The sequence below is a fragment of the Halopseudomonas sabulinigri genome, assembly GCF_900105255.1.
Classification (GTDB): Bacteria; Pseudomonadota; Gammaproteobacteria; order Pseudomonadales; family Pseudomonadaceae; genus Halopseudomonas; species Halopseudomonas sabulinigri.
The window spans coordinates 1,709,827-1,731,621 of the sequence record NZ_LT629763.1 but is presented as its reverse complement, the minus strand read 5'-3'; the positions used below and the strand labels follow the sequence as shown (position 1 = coordinate 1,731,621).

The following is a 21,795-nucleotide window of genomic DNA, read 5'->3' as shown; positions in this document are numbered from 1 at the left end:
GCCTGAATGCTTTTCAAGTGCCAGTTGGCGTCGCTTGCGTTAAAATGCGCGCCTCTTTTGTTTCTGAACGACCTAGCAGGGGGCCGTTACATGTTTAGCCGTTCCAACGATATAGCCACATACGATGCCGACCTTTGGGCAGCCATGCAGCAGGAAGAAGTGCGTCAGGAAGAGCACATTGAACTGATTGCCTCGGAAAACTACACCAGCCCGGCGGTCATGCAGGCGCAGGGCTCGGTTCTGACCAACAAGTATGCCGAGGGCTACCCGGGCAAACGCTATTATGGCGGTTGCGAGTATGTTGACGTGGCGGAACAGCTGGCCATTGATCGCGCCAAGGCGTTGTTCGGTGCCGATTATGCCAACGTGCAGCCGCATGCGGGTTCACAGGCCAATAGTGCGGTGTTTCAAGCGCTGCTGACCCCTGGCGATACCGTGCTGGGCATGAGTCTGGCGCATGGCGGTCACCTGACCCACGGTGCGACGGTCAACTTTTCCGGCAAGCACTACAATGCCGTGCAGTACGGCATCAACACCGACACCGGTCTGATCGACTACGACGAAGTTGAAGCGCTGGCGCTGGAACACAAGCCGAAGATGATCATTGCCGGTTTCTCGGCCTACTCCCAGGTGCTGGATTTCGCCCGCTTCCGTGCGATCGCCGACAAGGTAGATGCTTACCTGTTCGTCGATATGGCTCACGTAGCTGGTCTGGTTGCGGCGGGCGTTTACCCGAACCCGGTGCCCTTTGCCGATGTGGTTACCACTACCACGCACAAGACCCTGCGCGGTCCGCGCGGCGGCCTGATTCTGGCCCGCGCCAACGAGGCACTGGAGAAGAAACTGAACTCTGCGGTATTCCCCGGTGGTCAGGGCGGCCCGCTGATGCACGTGATTGCTGCCAAGGCAATCTGCTTCAAGGAAGCCATGAGCCCCGAGTTCAAGAGCTACCAGCAGCAGGTGGTCAAGAACGCCAAGGCGATGGCAGCCGTGTTTATCGAGCGCGGCTTCGATGTCGTGTCCGGCGGCACCGAGAACCACCTGTTTCTGCTGTCGCTGATCAAGCAGGACATCACCGGCAAAGACGCAGACGCTGCCCTGGGGCGTGCCTTCATCACCGTAAACAAGAATGCCGTCCCGAACGATCCGCGCTCGCCCTTCGTGACCTCGGGTCTGCGTATCGGTACCCCAGCGGTGACCACGCGTGGCTTTGTTGAGGCGGACTGTCAGGCTCTGGCTGGCTGGATTTGCGATATTCTCGACAACATGGGCGACGAGTCTGTGATTGATCGAGTGCGTGAGCAGGTCAAGCAGATCTGCGCCCGGCTGCCGGTCTACGGTGACTGATAGCAACGGCTGCTGAAAAAAACCCTCCGCGACTGAGTCGGGAGGGTTTTTTTATGGGTGGTCGCCAGGCTTATGACAACTAGTTTAATATTTGACGTTATTTTAATGACATCGTCGCGCCTGCCCGGCTGCGAAGCATGACGGCAGCGGTATGCCGGTCTAGTCTGATTGGAAAATAATAGGAATGCATCTCATGAGGCTGTGGGCCTGCTTGATGACATCGCTGGCGTTGCTGATTGCCGACATGCCGTCGTTGGGTGCACAGGAGGCGGCGTCGCAGTCTGCCGTGTCGGCTGAGAAGGTGACCCGTGACCCCCTGCAGGTGGGCATCATGCATTTTCCCGGCTATTCCGAGGTTAATGCCGATGGCGAGGCCAGTGGCCACACGGTGACCCTGATAAAAAAACTGATGGATGAGGCGGGCTTGCCCTATGAGGTGCGCATCTTGCCGGCCGCTCGTATCTGGAAGGGCCTGGAAGACGGGAGCGTGCAAGTTTGGCCGGGTATCGTCAACAAGCCCGGTCTAGAAGCCTATACCCTGCTTACCCAGCGCCCACTGGGCGTGGTTGGTATCAACCTGTATTACCCGCCCGATAGCCCCGCGCCACAATGGCCGCAGGGCATCAAGGGCAAGCGGGTGATCCTGATCACCAATTACACCTACACCGCGCAGCTGATGCGCACTCTGGATGACCCCGCCTTGGCGCTGACCTTCCATAGTGGTAGCTCACATATTGGCGCGGTACGCATGCTGCTGCGTGGTCGCGGCGACTATCTGCTGGATTATCGAGCCCAGGTAGAAGCTGTGACCAAGCAGTTGAATATCGAGATGTTGCCGCATTTGACCGTAGCAGAGCAGTCGATGCGCCTGGTGGTGTCGCGGCGCACACCTGGTGCCGCGGAATTGGTTCAGCAATTTGATCTGGCGTATGACCGGTTGCAGGCGCGCGGCGAGGAACTCGACATAACGCGGCAGTAACGCACAAAGTTGCGTGCCGAGGCTTGCGCGGTTGTCAGCTGCTTGATTGAATAGCGCAGATTTTGCGTATTGGCCTTTTGCTATCGGCCAGCGCGGTAGGAGTATTTTCCAAGGGAAGGGATAGTGATGTCGGATAGTTTCAAGGTGGTGTTCAAGGGTGAGCTGGTGCCGGGCATGGAAGAGCCGGCGGTACGCGGCGAGTTGCTGCGTCTGGGGTTCGATGAGCGACAGGTCCAGTCGCTGCTGGAAGGTCGCCGTGTCACCATCAAGAGCAATCTGAGCGCGGCAAAGGCCGAGCGTTACCGCCAGCGCCTGCAGGCGGCAGGCTTGCTTACCGAAGTGGTGGCGGAGAGTGGTGCCGAGCAGACGCTGGCCGTTGAGTCATCGGTACGCCGCGAGCCCGTGTTGTCTGACAATCTTCCGCCTGAGGTGCCCTATGTGGGCAAGGCCAAGCCCCCCGGGCGGCGCCCGTCGCGCATTCGCTTTACCGGCGACGGCGGTGAATATTTCGGTATCTGGATTGTAAATATCCTGCTGCTGATTGTGACACTTGGCTTCTACGCGCCCTGGGCCAAGGTACGTAACCTGCAGTATTTTTACGGTCATACGCTGCTGGAAGATACCAGTTTTCAATATCTGGCCGATCCCTGGGTTATCTTTCGTGGCCGCCTGGTAGCCATGGTCGCTCTGGTGATCTGGTCTGTTGCCTCGAGTTTCTTTCCCCTCGTCGCGATGGGGCTCTTGCTGATTTTTGTCCCTGTGCTGCCCTGGATCATAGCGCGGTCACTCAAGTTTCACGCTATTAACAGCGCCTATCGCAACATTCGATTTGATTACAACGGCGGCTACTGGCAAGCGGTGCAGGTGATTTATCTCTGGCCGCTGCTGGCAATTGTCAGTCTGGGTCTGCTCATCCCGTTTTCCGCGCAGCGCTGGTATCACTTTCTAATCGGTAACATGCGCTACGGGGCTAGTGAGTTCACGCTTAACCTCTCCGTCGGCGCTGTCTACATGCTGTTTCTGCGTATGTTCGGCGTTTTGCTCGGGTTCGCTGTATTGGGGGCTGTGCTGGGAGAGTTTGTGCACGAGTCACTGGCTTTCGTGCTGGCAATCCTGGGCTATCTGGCGCTCTTCGGGTATCTGCTGGCGGGTATTCAGAACCTGGTGACCAATGCGACCTCCCTGGAGAATCACGGCTTCGAGTCGCGGTTGGGCAAGCGGCGCATGCTGTGGATCTACCTTAGCAATAGCGCCCTGGTGATGCTCACGCTCGGCTTTTACACGCCCTGGGCCAAGGTGCGGATGGCGCGCTACCGTGCCCACTGCACGCAGATGCTGATTCACGGTGATCTGGATGGCTTTGTGGCTGGTCAGGCCCAGCATGCCGGCGCGGTGGGGCTGGAGTTGGGCGACGTGTTTGATGTGGGTATCTCCCTTGTCTGAGGCGCGGGTTGCCGGACGCTTTTTCGATGGGCAGTCCAGCAGCAGTCAAGCGGCGTGTGCAACCGTGGTGGGTGACCAGTTGCATCTTGAGGTGGCGGGCCAGGTAAGACGTTATGACGCTGATGAAGTCCGTCTTGGCGTGCAGGTCGGCAAGGCAAGCAGCTATCTGCACCTGGCCGATGGTGCGGTGCTCGAATCGCTGGACGTGCCGGGTTTGCAGGCCTTGTCACGCGCGCTCACGCGCTCCGGCAGAAGTAGTTGGCTGCAGCGCCTGGAAGTCAGCCCCAGGCTGATCGTCTGCAGCCTGGTGGCGGTAGTGGCGTTCTCCTGGCTGGGGGTGGTTTACGGCGTCCCTTGGCTCTCCAATCAGATTGCCCACGCCTTGCCAGTTGAACTCGAGCGGCACCTGGGTGAGCAGTCGCTGGACGCACTGGACGGCTTCTGGACTGGCCCCAGCGACCTGACCGAGGCCCGCCAGCAAGAAGTGCTGGCTGCGATGGCGCCTCATTTGCGTGCTATGCAGCAAGCCTATCCCAAGCATCCTCTGCAATTGCACTTTCGCTCGTCTGACAGCTTGGGGGCCAATGCCTTTGCGCTACCCGGCGGGCACCTGATATTTACCGACGAGATGGTCGCGCTGGCGGAGCACGATGAGGAGCTGGCGGCGGTACTGGCGCATGAGGTAGGCCACGTGATACACCGGCACGGATTGCGCAATGTGGTACAGAGCTCATTGCTGGTGTTTGTGATGGTATCGCTGACTGGGGATATCTCGGCAGCATCCGATATCACTACCGGGTTACCCGCGCTGTTGGCGAATTTGAGTTATCAGCGGGATATGGAAACCGAGGCGGATGGTTTTGCCTTGACCTTTTTGCAGCAGCAAGGCATTGCACCGCAACGGTTTGCCGACATCATGACGCGGCTTGATCCGCCGTCTGAGGGAGAGTCTGACGACGCGGCGAGCGGGTTAGGCAGTTTCCTGTCTACCCACCCGCCGACGCCAGAGCGCCTTCAGCGCTTTCAGACTGCTGACTGACCCAGGCCCAGCGTGCTCAGGGTACGGGTGCGTACCCGCTTGAGCAGTTCGGCGTCGGTGATCAGTGACTGGCCATAAGATGGCACCAGTTCCTTCATGCGTGCCTGCCACTCCGGGCTGGCGATGCGATCCTTGAAGCAGCGTTCCAGTACATCAATCATCGCCTGTACAGCAGTAGAGGCACCAGGTGATGCGCCCAGCAGGGCGGCGAGGGTGCCGTCCTTGGCCGCAACGATCTCGGTGCCAAACTCCAGCTTGCCGTGACCCTTGGCGTCTTTCTTGATGATCTGTACACGCATACCTGCGTTTTGCAGCTCCCAGTTCTTCTCCTGCGCATCGGGGAAGAAGTTGCGCAGCGACTCGACGCGGTCCTTGTGCGACTGGAAAGACTCGGCAATCAGATACTTGGTCAGGTCCATATTGTCACGGCCTACCGCCATCATGGGCGCCAGGTTGTAGGGCTTGACCGAGGAGAACAGGTCAAATACTGAACCCTTTTTCAGGAACTTGGTGGTGAAGCCGGCAAAGGGGCCGAACAGCAGGGCTGGCTGGCCGTTGATGATGCGCGTGTCCAGGTGCGGAACCGACATCGGTGGTGCGCCGACCGGCGCCTTGCCGTAAACCTTGGAGCTATGACGCTTGACCACTTCGGGTGCCTTGCAAACCAGCCACTGCCCGCTGACCGGGAAGCCGCCGTAGCCCTGGCTTTCATCGATCTGAGATTTCTGCAGCAAGGGCAATGAGCCGCCGCCAGCGCCGAGAAATACGAACTTGGCGTTGAAGGTTTTGTCTTCGCCGCTCTTTTCGTCTTCGATGTTGACGCGCCAGTGACCCTTTTTGCTCTTGCGCAGGCTTTTAACCGAATGCTTGAGGCACAGCTCAAAGCCGTCCTGCTGCTTGAGGTGGTCGATCATCTTGCGGGTCAGTGAGCCGAAGTCGACGTCCGAGCCGTGTTCGACGCGGGTGGCGGCGATCGGCTGCTTGGCGTCACGGCTGGACATGACCAGCGGCATCCACTCGCGCAGGGTTTCCGGCGCGTCGCTGTATTGCATTTCGGCAAACAGGTGATGGTTGCTGAGCAGTTCATGACGCTTGCGCAGGAATTCAACATCCTTCTCGCCCCAGACAAAGCTCTGGTGTGGCGTGGTGTTGATGAAGTCGGATGCCTTGGGCAGGATGCCCTGCTCGACCAGATAGGTCCAGAATTGCAGGGTTACTTCAAATGATGCATTGATGGCCAGGGCGCGTTCGATGGCGATATTGCCTTCGGCGTCCTGAGGGGTGTAGTTCAACTCACAATAGCCGGCGTGGCCGGTTCCGGCGTTGTTCCAGCCGTCGGTACTTTCGTGAGCAACGTGGTCCAGACGCTCGACCAGGGTAATGGTCATCGCCGGATCCAGCTGTTTGAGCAACATCCCTAGTGTAGCGCTCATGACACCACCACCGACCAGCAATACATCTACATTTCTTGCTGTCATTAACATGTCGCCTCTTTGGTAAAAATCAAGGAGCCTCTTGAGCTCTCCAGTGATCATACTGGCCAATGTCGGGGCGGCTAGCAAACGGGCTTGTTCTCGACCAAGGCTTGTGGCTGGCATCGAGAGCACATCAAGCGGTGTGCTGTCTGCTCCGAAAGCCCTGGTGCGGCAGCATCAGGATAACCATCAGTAACAACATGCTGGTTAACGACAGGCGCTCCGGGGAGTGAGCTGCCAGGGCTCAATGGACTGACTGTGATCGGCCATTGGAGTAGTTCAGAGAGGCGTTATCATACCGGTTAAATCGGGTCGGTGACAGAATCAAAGCGGCGACAATGACGCCAAATAGGCAGGTTAGCCCTGCAGAAGCGCTAATTTACGCGTCAAAGGCAGCTTGGGCCGCCACTGCCCTCGGCGGACGTCGGGGCTTTCTCTGTCGTGCCGCGGTGGTTGCCGCGCGATGTTTAATTGATCCGGCACAATGGGTTTGGCGTCATTTCGCGCTAGGCTCTGCGCGTCGGGTAGCGAGCCGGGTGAGCTGCTTATGAATTTCTTTGAGGGGCGTTGATGCAGGATTTTGTGGTGGTGGGTGGTGGTGTGATGGGGTGCCTGAGTGCGCTGAACCTGCTTGAAGCAGGCTGTCGGGTGACTCTGCTTGAGCGCGGTGAGTGTGGGCGGGAGGCGTCATGGGCGGGGGGTGGCATCGTTTCACCGCTGTATCCGTGGCGATATGAGGAGCCGGTGCGCGCGCTGGCAAACTGGTCGCAGGGTTTCTATCCAACCCTGGCAGCGCAGCTGCTGGCGGCGACCGGCATCGATGCTGAAGTAGCACCCTGTGGTTTGCTGTGGCTGGATCACGCCGAGCGTGCGCAGGCGCGGGCCTGGGCGCAGACGCACCAGCAGCCGCTGAGCGAGGTAAGTAGCCCTTTTATCTATCAGCGTGTGCCGCAGCTGGCCAGCGGCTACCAGAGTGCCCTGTGGCAGGCGGACCTGGCGAACCTGCGCAACCCGCGGCTGCTGCAGGCGTTGCGCGCGCGATTGTTGCAGTTTGCCGAGTTTCAGCTGCATGAACGCAGCCCGGCGTTGGCGCTTTTGTGTGACGGCCAGCAGGTGACCGGGGTGCGCACGGCCACCGCCGAGCACCGCGCTGATGCCGTAGTCGTGGCGACCGGCGCCTGGACCGGCGACTGGTTGGCGCAGGCGGGCGTAGCGGTACCGGTGGTACCGGTAAAGGGTCAGATGTTGCTGTACAAGCGTGAGCCTGGCTGGCTGAAGTCGGTCGTGCTGCATGAGGGGCGTTATGCGATTCCGCGCAAAGATGGGCATATTCTGATCGGTAGTACGCTGGAACACGCGCAATACGATAAACGCACCACAGAGGAGGCGCTGCAGTCACTGCGGTATTCGGCCGAGGCGCTGTTGCCGGATCTGGCGGCGATGGCGCCGGTTGCACAGTGGGCTGGCTTGCGGCCCGGCTCGCCAGAGGGTATTCCCTACATCGGACCGGTACCGGGGTTGGACGGCCTGTGGCTTAACGCGGGGCACTACCGTAACGGGCTGGTGTTGGCGCCGGCGTCATGCCGGCTCTTGGCTGACCTGGTGTTGCAGCGTGAGCCGGCGTTGAATCCGCAACCCTACCTGCCTGCTGGACGGCTCTGATCAGCTCTGCTCAGTCATCCAGCCCGAGTTTTTTCAGGCGATAGCGTAGCGAGCGGAAGGTCAGGCCAAGCCGCTTGGCGGCAGCGGTCTTGTTCCAGCGGGTTTCTTCCAGGGCCTGGGTAATGGCTTGACGCTCGATATTGTCGAGGAAGTCCTCCAGATGGTCGATCTGGCTGAAGTCGGCATTATCGTCTGCGCCGGGACTGGGGCAGCCCGACAGATGCAGGTCTGCCGCTTCGATACGCTGGTTTTCGCACAGGGTAAAGGCGCGCTCCAGTGCGTTCTCCAGCTCGCGTACGTTACCGGGGAAGCGGTAGTTGCACAGCAGTTCCATGCCTTTCTCGGCGACCTGCGGCACGGGCAAGCCATTGCGTTTTGCCAGTTTGCCGAGAATGTGGCGGGTCAGCAGCGGCAGGTCTTCGCGGCGCTCGCGCAGCGGTGGTACATGCAGCTCGATCACGTTGATGCGGTAGAACAGATCCTGCCGGAAGCGCCCTTCGGCCACCTCGTTGGCCAGATCCTTATGAGTGGCGCACAGCAGTCTGACGTCGACCGACTCCTCCTGCTGGGTACCTAGCGGCCGCACTGCTTTCTCCTGAATGGCGCGCAGCAGCTTGACCTGCATGGCCATAGGCAGATCGGCTACCTCGTCGAGAAACAGGGTGCCGTGGTTGGCGGCCTGAAACAGCCCGGGTTTGTCGGCCACGGCACCGGTAAAGCTGCCCTTGCGATGGCCAAAAAACTCGCTCTCCATCAACTCTGAGGGTATGGCGCCGCAGTTTACCGGGACGAAGGCTTGCTCTGCTCTGGGGCCGAGCGCATGAATGCGCCGCGCTACCAGCTCCTTGCCGCTACCCGACTCACCGCTGATATACAGTGGCGCCTGGCTGCGTGCCAGTTTGGCAATCTGCTGGCGCAGGCGGTCGATCGGCGGCGAAATACCCAGTAGCGGGTCCTGGCTTGGCTCGTTCTGTCGGTCGTCGGGTGGATTGAGCTTGAGGGCGCTGCCGACCAGTTCGCGCAAACGCTGCAGGTCAACCGGTTTGGTCAGAAAGTCGAAGGCACCGGCCTTGAGCGCATTGATTGCGGTGTCGAGGCTGCCATAGGCGGTGATCATCGCAACCGGCGTGTCGGGGTTGTGTTGCTGTATATGGCGCACAATGCTCATGCCGTCACCGTCGGGCAGGCGCATATCGGTGAGGCAGAGCGCATAGTGGTTTTTGCGCAGCAACGCGAGCGCCTCGGCCATGCTGGACGCGCTCTGGGTGCAGACATCCATTCGCCCGAGCGTCATGTCCAGTAGCTCGAGAATGTCGGGCTCGTCGTCGATGATCAAAACGGTGGGCTTGCTCATGTCAGCCAGGGGTGCTCCGTGCCTTTGGGTAGTGTTTTGCGCTCATCATACCAAGCGTTTTGGATGCGCAAAGGTAATGCGCATACAACTGCCGGTCGGTGTGGCCGCCTCATATTCCAGGCGCGCCTGGTTGCTTTCGCTCAGCTCGCGGGAAATATACAGGCCCAGTCCGGTGCCGCTGGCCTCGGTGGTGTAGAACGGCTCAAAAATATGCCCTACGTGCTCGTCTGCCACGCCGGGACCATAATCGATGACTTCCAGTGTAGGCAATTGGCTGATGCCGTCTTCGTAGAGCTTCAGGTAGATCGTTCGCTCGCTGCCGGCGCTGCCACTGTAGCGCAGTGCGTTCTGGCAGAGGTTGTTGAGTACCTGGGTCATCTGGTTGGGGTCGATACGCGTGAGTATGCCTTCTTTCTCTATCTCGCACTCGATGATGTCGGTCGGCGGGTTGGCGGCACGAAAGTCGGTGAGAAAGCTGGATGTCCAGAGCGCCAGATCAACCAGTTGGGGCTCGCTGGGCCGGCGCCGGGAAAGCTCCAGCACGGTTTCAATAACACGGTTCATGCGTTGAGAGTGTTGCTGAATAATCTCTGTCAGCCGCACATCCTGCTTGCACAGCTGGTCGGACTCATTGAGCAACTGGGCGGCATGGCTGATGGCGCCCAGCGGGTTGCGTATTTCGTGGGCAATACTGGCAGTCAGCCGCCCGAGCGAGGCCAGTTTGAGCTGTTGCGCCTGCTGCGCGACCTGGGTGTTGTCGTCGAGGAAGATCAGGATGGTCTTGTCGCCACTGCCGCCAAGGGGTTTGAAATTGGCGAGTATTTCGGCGCTGCCACTATGGCTGTGGAACGAGGTGGAGCGAGTGGAGGGGTTGCGGCGCCATTGTTGCAGCCGCTGGTCCAGCTCCGGCACCAGTTTGTCCAGCGCCGGGCCGGCCTGAATGGGTCGTGCCAGCATCTGCGCGCTGGCTTCGTTGCCGGTGATGATGCGGTTGTCCGGGCCCACCACGATGATGCCGGTGCGCATGCGCTGAATGATCAACTGATTGAGCTGTTCAAGGCTGGCCAGGCTGGCGGCTTGCTGCTGTGCCAGGGATTCGGACAGGTACAGTCGCCGGCTGAAACGTTGCACGAAGAGCGCGACGGCGAAGTAGATACAGCCCAGCACACCCACTTGCAGGTAGCTCTGGCCTACGTAGGGGTGAGTCAGGCTGAGAAAGAAGGTCAGATAGATCAGGCCGATACTGGCCAGTGCCGGCAACAGCAGACCAATGCGGCCATGCAGCAGGATATTGCCGATGGCCACCGGAATGATCAGCAGGTTGCCGAAGCCGCTACCCACCCCGCCGGCGGCGAAAAAGATCACGCCAAGCAGGCCGATATCGACCAAAGTGACCAGAAACACATGCAGGTCGCGGCGGCCACGATGCAGCAGCAGGGCAATCAGCACGTTGATGAACAGGTAAATCCAGCTGGCTTTCTCGTAGATCGCCGGATTGCTGAGTTCCAGCAGGCCGTCGCGCAATACCGCGTTGGTCAGCAGGGTAAGGCCAAAGCCGAGAATGACGCGATAGAGGTTATACAGGCGCAGTATGCGCGGGCGGTGCGAGTCTATCTGCTGTTGCTCAGTCAGGTTCGACATCGCGATGCTCCGCGCAGCAATACCAGCTGTCGTGGCCGCGCAACGCCCGATCCTGCGGCAGGTGCACCTGGCAGTGCGCGCAGCGAACCATCACGGGTGCCTGATCTGGCTTGGGAGTGGTCGTGGTATTGCGTTGCCGGTTGAGCTGGGCACGCCGCCAGAGCGTGAGGGCCAACCAGGCCAGCACACCGAGAATAATAAGTTTTATCAGGCCCATGACAACTGCTATGCGAAATGAAAGTGCCCCAGTGTAGCCCATTGACCGGCGCAGCCAAAGCGCCGCCATAGGCTACTCACCTGCCTCGGCTACGCGGCGATTGCGAGCCCGCGGTGCATGCCGGACAATAGGCAGCAATATGAGTCAGGAGAGTAAAGATGGCAGCTACCTTGCGCGTCGTGATGGCCCAGCTGAATATGCGGGTCGGTGATATTCCCGGCAACCTTGAGCGCATCATCGAAGCCGCCAGACATGCGCGTGACGAGCTGGGCGCACGGGTGATTGTGTTTCCCGAGCTGTCGCTGTGCGGCTATCCACCCGAAGACCTGCTCCTGCGCTCCAGCATGCAGGCCAGGGTAGCGCGTGGGTTACAGCGCCTGTGCGACGAGGTGCGTGGTATCTACCTGGTGGTGGGTTATCCGTGGCAAAGCGATGGCCTGTGCTACAACATGGCAGCGGTGATTGCCGACGGTCAGATGCTCGCTTCTTACGCCAAACAGCAATTGCCCAACTACCGCGTGTTTGATGAAAAGCGCTATTTCACCGAAGGTGAGGGCGCGTGCGTGGTGGAAATCGACGGTCTGCCGGTGGCGATCAGTATCTGTGAGGATATCTGGCACCCGCAGCCCATGGCCCTGGCTAAAGCAGCGGGCGGCCGCTTGATGCTTAATCTGAACGCCTCGCCGTTCCACATGGAAAAGCAGCAGGAGCGTGAAGCCATGTTGGCTGAGCGCGCGCAGGAGGGCGGCATGCCGATCATCTACGTCAACCAGGTTGGCGGTCAGGATGAGCTGGTGTTCGACGGTGGCTCGGTCGCAGTCGGTAGCGCCGGGCACGTCGCCTGCAGGGCCGGCGCCTTTGATGAGGGTTTGCACGCGGTCGACGTTCTGTTCGATGAAGCCGCGGTAAAGCTGCGCCAGGGAGGGCTGGCCGCGATGCCGGAGCTGGAAGCGAGTGTTTACCAGGCGCTGGTTACCGGCGTGCGGGATTACGTCAATAAAAATGGCTTCAAGGGTGTGGTGTTAGGGCTGTCTGGTGGTATCGATTCGGCGCTGACCCTGGCGGTCGCAGTGGATGCGCTGGGCGCCGAGCGGGTTGAAGCGGTAATGATGCCGTACCATTACACGTCGGGGATGAGTCTGGAAGACGCCGAGGCTCAGGCCAGGACGCAGCACGTGACCTATCGCGTGTTGCCCATTGCCGCCATGGTAGAAGCCTTCATGGCAACGCTGGAACCGGTGTTTTCCGGTCTGCCGCGTGACACCACCGAAGAGAACCTCCAGGCCCGTTGCCGTGGCACCCTGCTGATGGCGCTGTCAAACAAGACCGGTGCCCTGGTGCTGACCACGGGTAACAAGAGCGAGATGGCGGTGGGTTACGCAACCTTGTACGGCGATATGGCCGGCGGCTTTGATGTGCTCAAGGATGTACCCAAAACGCTGGTTTTCCGCCTTGCAGAGTACCGCAATACCCTCGATCCGGTGATTCCGCAACGGGTGATAGATCGCCCGCCCTCCGCCGAGCTGGCGCCCGACCAGAAGGACGAAGATTCGCTGCCAGCCTACCCGGAACTGGATGAGATTCTGCGCCTGTATATCGAACATGACCTGTCGGCCAGCGCCATCATTGCAGCGGGCTTTGAGGAGGATGTCGTCAAGCGGGTGGTACGCCTGGTTGACCTGAACGAGTACAAGCGGCGTCAAGCTGCCGTAGGTGCGCGGGTAACCCAGCGCGGCTTTGGCCGAGACCGGCGTTATCCGATCACCTCGGGTTGGGCAATGGATGATTGAGTAGCCACAAGCCACAAGCAAGAGCGGCTTTACTGAAGTGAGAGTTAACTTACGCTGACGCAGCTTGCAGCTGCGCAACAAAAAGCCCGCGTCAATCTGCGTTGACGCGGGCTTTTTGTTGCGGCTTTGGGCTTAGTCGATCAGGCCGAAGGTCACGCGGTTCCAGAACGAGCGGCGACCCTCTTCGCCGTGCACGCGCACTTCACGAGGCAGCGCAGCGACGGCGTCCTGGTACTGACGATCCATCTGGCGCTCCATTTGAGTCTTGGCGGTGCGTGGCGGCGGTGCAGTGACGGCATCCAGGGCGCTGACCGACATGGACTCCATCCAGTTCATTTCTGGCTGGCTGGGCTCGACGTGATGCTTGAACTTGCCATCAGCCAGGGCAGGGTGCTCCGGATAGTTCAGCTTCAGCGTTTCCAGCGCGCTGTCGGCCAGGTCGTACATGGCCAAGCGGTCATAGCCGGCTACCATCAGCGCCAGGCCGTTGCCTACCGCAGGGGTCTGCTGGTAGTTCTCGACAATGTAGCGACCGCGGTTGGCGGCGGCGAGATAGGCGCCGCGCTTGAGGTAATAGTGGCCAACGTGAGCATCGTAATCGGCCAGCAGGTTGCGCAGATAAACCATGCGTTTGCGTGCATCGGGCGCGTACTGGCTGTTGGGATAACGGTTGATCAGCTGGGCGAAGTCGTTGAACGAATCACGCGCAGCGCCGGGATCGCGGCGGGTCATGTCCAGCGGCAGAAAGCGCTCGAAGATGCCCTGGTCGCGGGTAAAGGAGGCCAGTCCGCGGACGTAATAGGCGTAGTCGACATTCGGGTGCTGCGGGTGCAGGCGGATGAAACGATCGGCAGAGGCAGTAGCGGCTTCGGCTTCAAGATTCTGGTAGTAGGCGTAGATCAGCTCCAACTGTGCCTGGTCGGCATAGCGACCGAAGGGATAGCGGGACTCCAGCGCACGTAGCGTCTCGATGGCCGGCGCGTAGTTTTCTGCGTCCAGATCGGTTTGCGCCTTGCGGTACAGTTCAGATTCGCTAAGCGACTCGTCAATGACTGGCTTGTTGGAGGAACAGGCGGCGACAAAGGCGAGCAGACCGACCAGCAGGAGATGTTTCAGCGACATATCATGACATCCGAATGGGCGGCACCACGCTGTTTCCACAGCAGCCGTCCTGTTATAGTTGGGGCTTGTGCAGCAGTCCCGGCAAACCGGGAAAAGCCGTATTTAACCACAGCGCAGAGGCGAAACCAAAAGGGATTGCATCTGCTTCTACGTCCCCCGCACCATCCAGTGAGCTCCGCATGTCCGATCGTATTCTTTTGTCTGCACAGGTAAGTCCCGAGTCGGGTGGTCAACGCCTAGACCAGGTGGCGGCGCAATTGTTCCCCGACCACTCGCGTTCACGCCTGCAGGGCTGGATCAAGGACGGCAGCTTGCTGGTCGATGGCGAGCAGAAGCGCACCCGTGACACCGTCTACGGCGGCGAACAGCTGACGCTGGATGCCGAACGTGAATTGCAGGGCGACTGGCAACCTGAAGCCATCGCACTGGACATCCTCTATGAAGACGATGCGCTGCTGGTGATCAACAAGCCGGCGGGCCTGGTGGTTCATCCGGCGGCCGGACATCAGGACGGGACTCTGCTGAACGCGCTGCTCCACCACGCCCCCGAGCTGGCCAAAGTGCCGCGCGCGGGCATTGTGCACCGACTGGACAAGGACACAACGGGGCTGATGGTGGTGGCCAAGACCATCGAGGCGCAAACCGATCTGGTAGCGCAACTACAGGCGCGCAGTGTCAGCCGCGAGTACGAGTGTGTGGTCGTCGGCGTGATGACCGCGGGCGGCAAGGTCGATCAGCCGATTGCCCGACACGGTAGCCAGCGCCAGAAAATGGCGGTGGTAGCCGGCGGCAAGCAGGCGATCAGTCATTACCGCGTCATCCAGCGCTTCCGCGCGCACACCCATGTAAAGGTGAAGCTGGAAACCGGCCGTACCCATCAGATTCGCGTACACATGAGCCATATTTACTTCCCGCTGGTCGGCGATCCTACCTACGGCGGTCGCCTGCGTATTCCGCCCGGCGCCAGCCCCGAACTGATTCGAGAGTTGCGTGAATTCCCCCGCCAGGCGCTGCACGCACGGCGTTTGGAGCTGCTGCACCCGGTTGATGGCCGCACCATGCAATGGCAGGTGCCGCTGCCAGCCGATATGCAGCATTTGCTGGCGTTGTTGAAAGAGGATGGTGAGATCGCCGAATGAGCCCACTGTGGATCAGCGCCGAATGGCCGGCGCCCGCCAATGTCCGTACCTGTATCACCACCCGCCGGGGTGGCTGTAGCCAAGGTCCGTGGAAGGGGTTCAATCTGGGTACCCATGTGGGCGATGAGCCGACCCACGTTGCTGCCAATCGGGCGGAGTTGCAGCGCGTGCTGGGCTGTACACCGGCCTGGTTGAATCAGACCCATAGCACCCTGGCCTGCAAGGCCAATCCCGATCAGGTGGCCGACGCCGACGCCAGCTGGACCAACGAGCGGCAGATCGCCTGTACCATAATGACCGCCGACTGCCTGCCGGTACTCTTTTGCAACAAGGATGGTACTCGCGTGGCGGCTGCTCATGCAGGCTGGCGTGGCTTGCTGGAGGGTATTCTGGAGCTGACGGTGAGCAGTATGGGAAGCCCCGGTTATGCCCTGATGGCCTGGCTTGGGCCGGCCATCGGGCCACAGGAGTTCGAGGTTGGTCCGGAGGTACGCGACGCCTTCATTGCGCATGATGCCCAGGCGCAGGCTGCATTTGTGCCGTCCAGCCGCGAGGGGCATTATCTGGCGGATATTTATCAACTGGCGCGGCAGCGGCTGGCCAAGGCGGGTGTTACCGCGGTGTATGGCGGTGGCCTGTGTACGGTCAGCGAGCCTGCACGCTACTTCTCCTACCGCCGCGATGGTAAGACCGGGCGCTTCGCGTCATTGATCTGGTTGTCGTAAGCGACAAAAAATTGACCCTTATCAGGGTTTGCTGCCTTGAAAGCGCGATAATCGTCCTTATTAAACTGTCATGCACAATGACTTTGCCCGTCTCGCTGCGTCGAATCGGGCCTTTTAATACAGGACGAATGCCATGCGTATTGACCGTATGACCAGCAAATTACAAGTCGCCTTGTCCGACGCGCAATCGCTCGCCGTGGGCCGTGACCATTCCCAGATTGATACGCTGCACCTGTTGGTGGCTCTGCTTGAGCAACAGCAGGGCTCGATCAAGCCGCTGTTGATGCAGGTCGGGTTTGACATCAATACCCTGCGCAGTGAACTCGGCAACGCGCTCGACAAACTCGCCACCGTCACCAATCCGACCGGCGACGTGAGCATGTCCACGGATCTGGCGCGCCTGCTCAACCAGGCTGATCGCCTGGCACAGCAGCGCGGTGATCAATTTATCTCCAGCGAGCTGGTATTGCTCGCGGCCATGGACGACAAGACCAGTGCCGGCAAGATTCTGCTGGGGCAGGGCGTCTCGAAAAAGGCTCTGGAGAACGCCATCAACAACCTGCGCGGTGGCGAAGCCGTAAATGACGCCAACGCGGAGGAGTCGCGCCAGGCGCTCGACAAATACACCGTTGATCTGACCAAAAAGGCCGAGGACGGCAAGCTCGACCCCGTGATCGGCCGTGATGACGAAATTCGTCGAACCATTCAGGTATTGCAGCGCCGCACCAAGAACAACCCGGTACTCATTGGTGAGCCTGGCGTGGGCAAGACCGCCATTGTCGAGGGCTTGGCGCAGCGTATCGTTAACGGTGAGGTGCCGGATGGCCTGAAAGACAAACGTCTGCTGTCGCTCGACATGGGCTCGCTGATTGCTGGCGCCAAGTTCCGTGGCGAGTTTGAAGAGCGGCTCAAGGCCGTACTCAATGAGCTTTCCAAGCAGGAAGGCCGGGTTATCCTGTTTATCGACGAGCTGCACACCATGGTGGGCGCCGGCAAGGCCGAAGGGTCGATGGATGCCGGCAATATGCTCAAGCCGGCCTTGGCGCGCGGCGAGCTGCACTGTGTTGGCGCCACCACGCTGGATGAATACCGCCAGTACATCGAAAAAGATGCTGCGCTTGAGCGTCGTTTCCAGAAAGTTCTGGTGGATGAGCCGAGCGAAGAGGACACCATCGCGATCCTGCGTGGCCTGAAAGAGCGCTATGAGGTGCACCACAAGATCACCATCACCGACGGCGCCATCATTGCCGCTGCCAAGCTGTCGCACCGCTATATCACCGATCGCCAGTTGCCCGACAAGGCAATCGATCTGATCGACGAGGCGGCCAGCCGCATTCGCATGGAGATCGACTCCAAGCCCGAAGCACTGGACCGTCTGGAGCGGCGCTTGATTCAGCTGAAGGTTGAGCGCGAGGCGCTGAAGAAAGAAGACGATGACGCGGCGCTCAAACGCCTGGAGAAGCTGAAAGAAGACATCGTCAAGCTGGAACGCGAATACGCTGACCTGGAAGAAATCTGGAAAGCGGAGAAGGCTGATGTGCAGGGCTCGGCACAGATTCAGGAACGCATTGAGCAGGCCAAGGCAGAACTTGAGCAGGCGCGCCGCAAGGGTGATCTGAACCGCATGGCCGAGCTGCAGTACGGGGTGATCCCGGACCTGGAGCGCAGTCAGCAGATGGCCGAGCAGCACACCAAGCCGGATAACCAGCTGCTGCGCAACAAGGTTACCGATGAAGAGATTGCTGAAGTTGTCTCCAAGTGGACCGGCATCCCGGTGTCGAAAATGCTCGAAGGCGAGCGCGACAAACTGCTGCGCATGGAAGACGCGCTGCACAACCGGGTAATCGGTCAGCACGAGGCGGTAGTGGCGGTCTCCAATGCGGTGCGGCGCTCTCGCGCTGGCCTGTCTGACCCGAACCGTCCAAGCGGCTCCTTCATGTTTCTGGGGCCAACCGGTGTCGGCAAGACCGAGCTGTGCAAGGCGCTGGCCGAGTTCCTCTTCGATACCGAAGAGGCCATGGTGCGCATTGATATGTCCGAGTTCATGGAGAAGCACTCGGTGGCTCGCCTGATCGGTGCGCCGCCCGGCTACGTTGGTTACGAAGAGGGTGGCTACCTGACCGAGGCAGTGCGCCGCAAGCCGTATTCAGTAATCCTGATGGATGAGGTCGAGAAGGCGCATCCGGATGTGTTCAACGTGTTGTTGCAAGTGTTGGAAGACGGCCGTCTGACCGACAGCCAGGGCCGCACCGTGGACTTTCGCAATACGGTGATCGTGATGACCTCGAACCTGGGTTCAGCTCAGATTCAGGAGCTGGTGGGTGACCCGGAAGCACAGCACGCCGCGGTGATGGATGCCTTGGGGCAGCACTTCCGTCCGGAGTTCATCAACCGGGTGGACGAGGTAGTGGTGTTCGAGCCGCTCGGCAAGGAGCAGATTGCAGGTATCGCCGAAATTCAGATGGGCCGCCTGCGTGAACGTTTGGCCGAACGCGATCTGGATCTGCAACTGACTGACGAGGCGCTGGAGAAACTGGTTGCTGTGGGTTACGACCCGGTTTACGGCGCGCGGCCGCTTAAGCGGGCGATCCAGCGCTGGATCGAGAACCCGCTGGCGCAGCGGATTCTGGCGGGTGACTTTGCCCACGGCGAAACCATTCAGGCTAAGGTTGAGAACGACGAGTTTGTGTTTAGCCACTGACGGATAAAGCTGCGGCCTGACCAATGCCGCTGGAGTAGTGGCGGCTCCATGGGCTAAAGCTTTGGCCATAGGTCGTAGCTGGGTTTAGCGACACAAACAAAAAAGGCGACGCGAAAGCGTCGCCCTTTTTGTTTGTGTATTCACATTAAAAGTGCCAAATAAAGCAATTTAAACAGACTTGAATATAAAACTTAAAAAAAGAATTTAGCGCATCCGTATAATGCGGACGCGCCAGATTCTTTCTGTCGTGGTAATTAGCTATTTAAATAACTACCACGTTGCTTAGCTACGAGCGCGCTCGGCATCGCGAAGGGATTTTACCTGGTCGTGGTTACGTAAAACACCCTCGTACTGACGCTGCACTAGTTGGCGTATATCTTCGGGAAGTGCTTTCTCCAACGCCTCTTTGTAATTCTTTTTGGCAACATCTTCGCCGCGCTCGCATTCATTGAGTACGGCTTTATCATCTTTACCAGTAATCATAGACTTGAGGTCTACCCAGCGGCGGTGCATGTCACCACCAATGCTGGTTGAATCTTCAGGCTTGCCACCTAGGCGGGCAACCACTGCCTGCAGTTCTTGGGCGGCTTTACCGCACTCAAGCGACCGCTGGGAAAAGAGGGTTTTCAGGTCTGAGCGCTTGGTATCTTCAGCACATACACGGAAGCCTTCTTCTCCGTCTTTGCTGGTTTCAATCAGATCGTTCAGGGTGGAAATCAGTTCTTTCGTATCAATCGTGTTCATGAAGTAGCTCCTGCGGGTAGTGCGAGTGGGTGGTATACAAACTGACCCGGTAGAATAAAAAATGGTTCAAATAAATTCTTGCGAACGATGAAATAAATGGAGTGAACGCTTCGTTGTCAACGTGGTCACAATTCAGTGTTACCGACCCTGAATGAGGTTAGCCGAGATGAATGCTATTGATCTGTTAAAAAAAGACCATACAACAGTAAAAAGTCTGCTTGCCAAGCTTACGGATACCACGGAGCGGGCAATAAAAACGCGTTCAGAGCTGCTCGAGAAAATACGCACTGAAGTTTCAATTCATACGACGCTTGAAGAAGAGCTGTTTTATCCGGCTTTCAACAAAGCGGGTGCTAAAGACGAAGCGAAGATGGTAGCCGAGGCGAAGGAAGAGCATCGTGCAGTAGAAGAGCTGGTATTACCGGATCTGTTTAAAACCGATCCAGGCAGCATCAATTTCTCTGGACGCATGAAGGTGCTCAAAGAGTTGCTGGAGCACCACATCGAAGAGGAAGAGGAAGAGATGTTCAAGGATGCCGCTAAGCTGATGAGCAAAGATCAATTGCTGGAGCTTGGAAAAAAAATGGAAGAAAAACAACGTCAGCTCAAAGCAGCCAAGTAAACCCCATAAAGCCGGCAGCGCTTTGAGATAAACGATCACGTCAATCGTCTGTGTCATCCGGCCGGTCGCCACGCGTATTAGGCGGGGAGGTGACCTCCCCGCCTGCTTTCCTTACAGCAGCATCGAACGAATATCTCCCAAAAGCTCACCAAGCCGCTTGGTGAACTGCGCCGCCGCGGCGCCGTTGATGGCGCGGTGGTCGTAAGACAGTGACAGCGGCAGCATCAGCTGCGGCTGGAACGCCTGGCCATCCCACACGGGCTGCATGGTCGCCTTGGAGACGCCCAAAATGGCTACCTCCGGGCTATTCACAATAGGCGTGAAATAAGTCCCGCCGATATGTCCCAGGCTGGAGATGGTAAAGCAGGCGCCTTGCATGGCGTCGGCCCCGAGCTTCTTGTTGCGCGCCTTCTCGGCCAGCTCAGCTGCCTCACCCGCCAGCTGCAGCAGGCTCTTCTTGTCGACATCGCGTATCACCGGAACCAGCAGCCCGTCCGGCGTATCGACGGCAAAGCCGATGTGCACAAATTTCTTCTGGATCAATTGCTTGCCGTTTGGCGCCAGTGCGACGTTGAAGCCAGGCTGCTCATTCAGCACATGCGCGCAGGCTTTGAGCAGGAAGGGCAGGATGGTCAGCTTGACGCCGGCCTTTTCTGCGACCGCTTTTTGCTCCTTGCGGAAGGCTTCCAGCGCGCTGATGTCGGCCAGGTCAAACTGGGTGACATGCGGCACGTTGAGCCAGCTGCGGTGGATGTTGGCGGCGCCGACCTGTTGCAGGCGCGTCATGTCCTTGGTTTCGACCTCGCCAAAGCGTGAGAAATCGACTGCGGGCACGGCGGGGATGCCGGAGCCGCCGACAGCGGCGTTCCCGGATTTCTGCTGTTTCATCACCGCCTGCACGTGTTTCTGCACGTCTTCCTTGAGGATGCGCTCGCGTGGGCCTGTGGGCTTGACGTCGACCAGGTCGATACCAAACTCACGAGCCAGCATACGCACGGCCGGGCCGGCATGGACCTTGGCGCCTTCGCGGCTCGGGCCGCCGACCGGCGGCGGAGTTTCCACGTCGGGCGTTTTGCTCTCGCTGGCGGCGGACGCTGCCTGCTTTGGCGCTTCTGCCTTGGCATCGTCGGGGCTTTCCTTGGCGCTATCCTTGTCGCCTGCGGGCTCAGCGTCGTCCGCCTCACCCTGAACCTGCATGTGCATGATCAGGTCGCCGGTTTTGACGTCCTGCTCAAGCTTGACCTCAATGGACTCGATCACGCCAGCAAAGGGCGCGGGCAGCTCCATGCTGGCCTTGTCGGATTCAAGTACCAGCAGCGACTGGTCGGCTTCGACCTTGTCACCCTTGCTGACCAGAATCTCGATGACCTTGGCGCCCGCATCCGAACCCAAGTCGGGTACCTTGACGGCTTCACTCTTGCTTGCCGCCTTTTTCGCTGCGGCTTGGCTCGGCTCGGATTTCTTCTCTTGCGCCGGCGCCTGGTCTTTCGACTCTGGTTGTTTAGGCTTTTCGGCCTCGGCAGGCTTTTCCTCGGATTCGCTGTCCTCGTTGCTATCGCCGCTGGCTATCTCCAGTTCGATCAACGCATCGCCTTCCTTCAGGGTGTCGCCAAGCTTGGCCTTGATGGCTTTGACCACGCCGGCCTTGGGGCAGGGCACTTCCATGCTCGCCTTGTCGGATTCCAGTACCAGCAGCGATTGTTCCGCTTCTACCGTGTCGCCTTCGTTGACCAGAATTTCGATGACTTCACCCTCACCGCCGCCGATGTCGGGTACTTTGATGACTTCACTCATA

General features: G+C 59.4%; 17 protein-coding genes. 10 read left to right on the top strand and 7 right to left on the bottom strand.

The genetic code is table 11. The annotated features are described in order from the left end of the window. The first annotated feature begins 90 nt into the window (after positions 1 to 90). From glyA to BLU26_RS07745, 4 genes are all read left to right on the top strand, one after another. Positions 91 to 1,347: a serine hydroxymethyltransferase gene (glyA, locus tag BLU26_RS07760; RefSeq protein ID WP_092285431.1), complete on the top strand. Its 1,257-nt coding sequence runs from the start codon at positions 91 to 93 to the stop codon at positions 1,345 to 1,347. A gap of 193 nt (positions 1,348 to 1,540) precedes the next feature. Then, positions 1,541 to 2,326, top strand: coding sequence for a substrate-binding periplasmic protein (locus BLU26_RS07755; RefSeq protein WP_157719330.1), 786 nt, complete (start codon positions 1,541 to 1,543; stop codon positions 2,324 to 2,326). A 126-nt stretch (positions 2,327 to 2,452) separates the two neighbouring features. Further along, positions 2,453 to 3,769 carry a YjgN family protein gene (locus BLU26_RS07750; protein ID WP_092285427.1) on the top strand — a complete coding sequence of 439 codons (1,317 nt, stop codon included), beginning with the start codon at positions 2,453 to 2,455 and terminating at the stop codon, positions 3,767 to 3,769. Continuing rightward, positions 3,747 to 4,808, top strand: a complete 1,062-nt coding sequence (locus BLU26_RS07745) for a M48 family metallopeptidase (protein WP_157719329.1) — start codon at positions 3,747 to 3,749, stop codon at positions 4,806 to 4,808. Before BLU26_RS07750 ends, BLU26_RS07745 begins: the two co-directional genes overlap by 23 nt. Here BLU26_RS07745 and mqo read toward each other — a convergent pair. Continuing rightward, on the bottom strand, positions 4,793 to 6,286 hold the full coding sequence (gene mqo / locus BLU26_RS07740; RefSeq protein WP_092285423.1) for a malate dehydrogenase (quinone): 1,494 nt from the start codon (positions 6,284 to 6,286) through the stop codon (positions 4,793 to 4,795). The two genes, BLU26_RS07745 and mqo, sit on opposite strands and share 16 nt — an antisense overlap. Before the next feature lie 567 nt (positions 6,287 to 6,853). On the opposite strand from mqo, the gene thiO reads away from it, so the two are divergent. Continuing rightward, entirely contained in the window at positions 6,854 to 7,945 is a 1,092-nt protein-coding gene (gene thiO / locus BLU26_RS07735) for a glycine oxidase ThiO (protein ID WP_092285421.1), read from the top strand. A gap of 10 nt (positions 7,946 to 7,955) precedes the next feature. On the opposite strand, the gene BLU26_RS07730 is transcribed toward thiO, so the two are convergent. The 3 genes from BLU26_RS07730 to BLU26_RS18570 are packed head-to-tail and all read right to left on the bottom strand — an operon-like array spanning position 7,956 to position 11,157. Further along, positions 7,956 to 9,299, bottom strand: a complete 1,344-nt coding sequence (locus BLU26_RS07730) for a sigma-54-dependent transcriptional regulator (RefSeq protein ID WP_092285419.1) — start codon at positions 9,297 to 9,299, stop codon at positions 7,956 to 7,958. A gap of 45 nt (positions 9,300 to 9,344) precedes the next feature. Continuing rightward, entirely contained in the window at positions 9,345 to 10,940 is a 1,596-nt protein-coding gene (locus tag BLU26_RS07725) for a sensor histidine kinase (RefSeq protein WP_092285417.1), read from the bottom strand. After that, the gene (locus tag BLU26_RS18570) at positions 10,924 to 11,157 is read right to left on the bottom strand and encodes a PP0621 family protein (RefSeq protein ID WP_157719328.1); all 234 of its coding nucleotides are present in this window, start codon (positions 11,155 to 11,157) and stop codon (positions 10,924 to 10,926) included. The genes BLU26_RS07725 and BLU26_RS18570 overlap by 17 nt, the downstream gene beginning before the upstream one ends. Positions 11,158 to 11,315: 158 nt before the next feature. Between BLU26_RS18570 and BLU26_RS07715 the strand changes: the two genes are divergently transcribed. Continuing rightward, the gene (locus BLU26_RS07715; protein ID WP_092285416.1) at positions 11,316 to 12,947 is read left to right on the top strand and encodes an NAD+ synthase; all 1,632 of its coding nucleotides are present in this window, start codon (positions 11,316 to 11,318) and stop codon (positions 12,945 to 12,947) included. 132 nt (positions 12,948 to 13,079) lie between these two features. Here the strand turns inward: BLU26_RS07715 and BLU26_RS07710 are convergent, their stop codons facing one another. Further along, the gene (locus tag BLU26_RS07710; RefSeq protein ID WP_092285414.1) at positions 13,080 to 14,069 is read right to left on the bottom strand and encodes an outer membrane protein assembly factor BamD; all 990 of its coding nucleotides are present in this window, start codon (positions 14,067 to 14,069) and stop codon (positions 13,080 to 13,082) included. A gap of 179 nt (positions 14,070 to 14,248) precedes the next feature. Between BLU26_RS07710 and rluD the strand changes: the two genes are divergently transcribed. From rluD to clpB, 3 genes are all read left to right on the top strand, one after another. Then, positions 14,249 to 15,208 (top strand): 23S rRNA pseudouridine(1911/1915/1917) synthase RluD, encoded by a 960-nt coding sequence (gene rluD / locus BLU26_RS07705; protein ID WP_092285412.1) that lies wholly within the window; start codon positions 14,249 to 14,251, stop codon positions 15,206 to 15,208. Next, the gene (pgeF, locus tag BLU26_RS07700) at positions 15,205 to 15,933 is read left to right on the top strand and encodes a peptidoglycan editing factor PgeF (protein WP_092285410.1); all 729 of its coding nucleotides are present in this window, start codon (positions 15,205 to 15,207) and stop codon (positions 15,931 to 15,933) included. Before rluD ends, pgeF begins: the two co-directional genes overlap by 4 nt. Before the next feature lie 133 nt (positions 15,934 to 16,066). Then, complete coding sequence (gene clpB, locus BLU26_RS07695) at positions 16,067 to 18,634, top strand: ATP-dependent chaperone ClpB (RefSeq protein ID WP_092285408.1); 2,568 nt, start codon at positions 16,067 to 16,069, stop codon at positions 18,632 to 18,634. Positions 18,635 to 18,916: 282 nt separating this feature from the next. On the opposite strand, the gene BLU26_RS07690 is transcribed toward clpB, so the two are convergent. Continuing rightward, complete coding sequence (locus BLU26_RS07690) at positions 18,917 to 19,378, bottom strand: PA2169 family four-helix-bundle protein (RefSeq protein WP_092285406.1); 462 nt, start codon at positions 19,376 to 19,378, stop codon at positions 18,917 to 18,919. Positions 19,379 to 19,544: 166 nt separating this feature from the next. Between BLU26_RS07690 and BLU26_RS07685 the strand changes: the two genes are divergently transcribed. Then, positions 19,545 to 20,000, top strand: coding sequence for a hemerythrin domain-containing protein (locus BLU26_RS07685; protein ID WP_092285404.1), 456 nt, complete (start codon positions 19,545 to 19,547; stop codon positions 19,998 to 20,000). A 111-nt stretch (positions 20,001 to 20,111) separates the two neighbouring features. Here the strand turns inward: BLU26_RS07685 and aceF are convergent, their stop codons facing one another. Next, on the bottom strand, positions 20,112 to 21,794 hold the full coding sequence (aceF, locus tag BLU26_RS07680; RefSeq protein WP_092285402.1) for a dihydrolipoyllysine-residue acetyltransferase: 1,683 nt from the start codon (positions 21,792 to 21,794) through the stop codon (positions 20,112 to 20,114). Between the last annotated feature and the right edge of the window lies 1 nt (position 21,795).

What these genes read in the sequence shown, in the direction of transcription:
- glyA (WP_092285431.1), top strand. Translation starts at nt 91, where the DNA reads ATGTTTAGCCGTTCCAACGATATAGCCACATACGATGCCGACCTTTGG.
- BLU26_RS07755 (WP_157719330.1), top strand. Translation starts at nt 1,541, where the DNA reads ATGAGGCTGTGGGCCTGCTTGATGACATCGCTGGCGTTGCTGATTGCC.
- BLU26_RS07750 (WP_092285427.1), top strand. Translation starts at nt 2,453, where the DNA reads ATGTCGGATAGTTTCAAGGTGGTGTTCAAGGGTGAGCTGGTGCCGGGC.
- BLU26_RS07745 (WP_157719329.1), top strand. Translation starts at nt 3,747, where the DNA reads ATGTGGGTATCTCCCTTGTCTGAGGCGCGGGTTGCCGGACGCTTTTTC.
- mqo (WP_092285423.1), bottom strand. Translation starts at nt 6,286, where the DNA reads ATGACAGCAAGAAATGTAGATGTATTGCTGGTCGGTGGTGGTGTCATG.
- thiO (WP_092285421.1), top strand. Translation starts at nt 6,854, where the DNA reads ATGCAGGATTTTGTGGTGGTGGGTGGTGGTGTGATGGGGTGCCTGAGT.
- BLU26_RS07730 (WP_092285419.1), bottom strand. Translation starts at nt 9,299, where the DNA reads ATGAGCAAGCCCACCGTTTTGATCATCGACGACGAGCCCGACATTCTC.
- BLU26_RS07725 (WP_092285417.1), bottom strand. Translation starts at nt 10,940, where the DNA reads ATGTCGAACCTGACTGAGCAACAGCAGATAGACTCGCACCGCCCGCGC.
- BLU26_RS18570 (WP_157719328.1), bottom strand. Translation starts at nt 11,157, where the DNA reads ATGGGCCTGATAAAACTTATTATTCTCGGTGTGCTGGCCTGGTTGGCC.
- BLU26_RS07715 (WP_092285416.1), top strand. Translation starts at nt 11,316, where the DNA reads ATGGCAGCTACCTTGCGCGTCGTGATGGCCCAGCTGAATATGCGGGTC.
- BLU26_RS07710 (WP_092285414.1), bottom strand. Translation starts at nt 14,069, where the DNA reads ATGTCGCTGAAACATCTCCTGCTGGTCGGTCTGCTCGCCTTTGTCGCC.
- rluD (WP_092285412.1), top strand. Translation starts at nt 14,249, where the DNA reads ATGTCCGATCGTATTCTTTTGTCTGCACAGGTAAGTCCCGAGTCGGGT.
- pgeF (WP_092285410.1), top strand. Translation starts at nt 15,205, where the DNA reads ATGAGCCCACTGTGGATCAGCGCCGAATGGCCGGCGCCCGCCAATGTC.
- clpB (WP_092285408.1), top strand. Translation starts at nt 16,067, where the DNA reads ATGCGTATTGACCGTATGACCAGCAAATTACAAGTCGCCTTGTCCGAC.
- BLU26_RS07690 (WP_092285406.1), bottom strand. Translation starts at nt 19,378, where the DNA reads ATGAACACGATTGATACGAAAGAACTGATTTCCACCCTGAACGATCTG.
- BLU26_RS07685 (WP_092285404.1), top strand. Translation starts at nt 19,545, where the DNA reads ATGAATGCTATTGATCTGTTAAAAAAAGACCATACAACAGTAAAAAGT.
- aceF (WP_092285402.1), bottom strand. Translation starts at nt 21,794, where the DNA reads ATGAGTGAAGTCATCAAAGTACCCGACATCGGCGGCGGTGAGGGTGAA.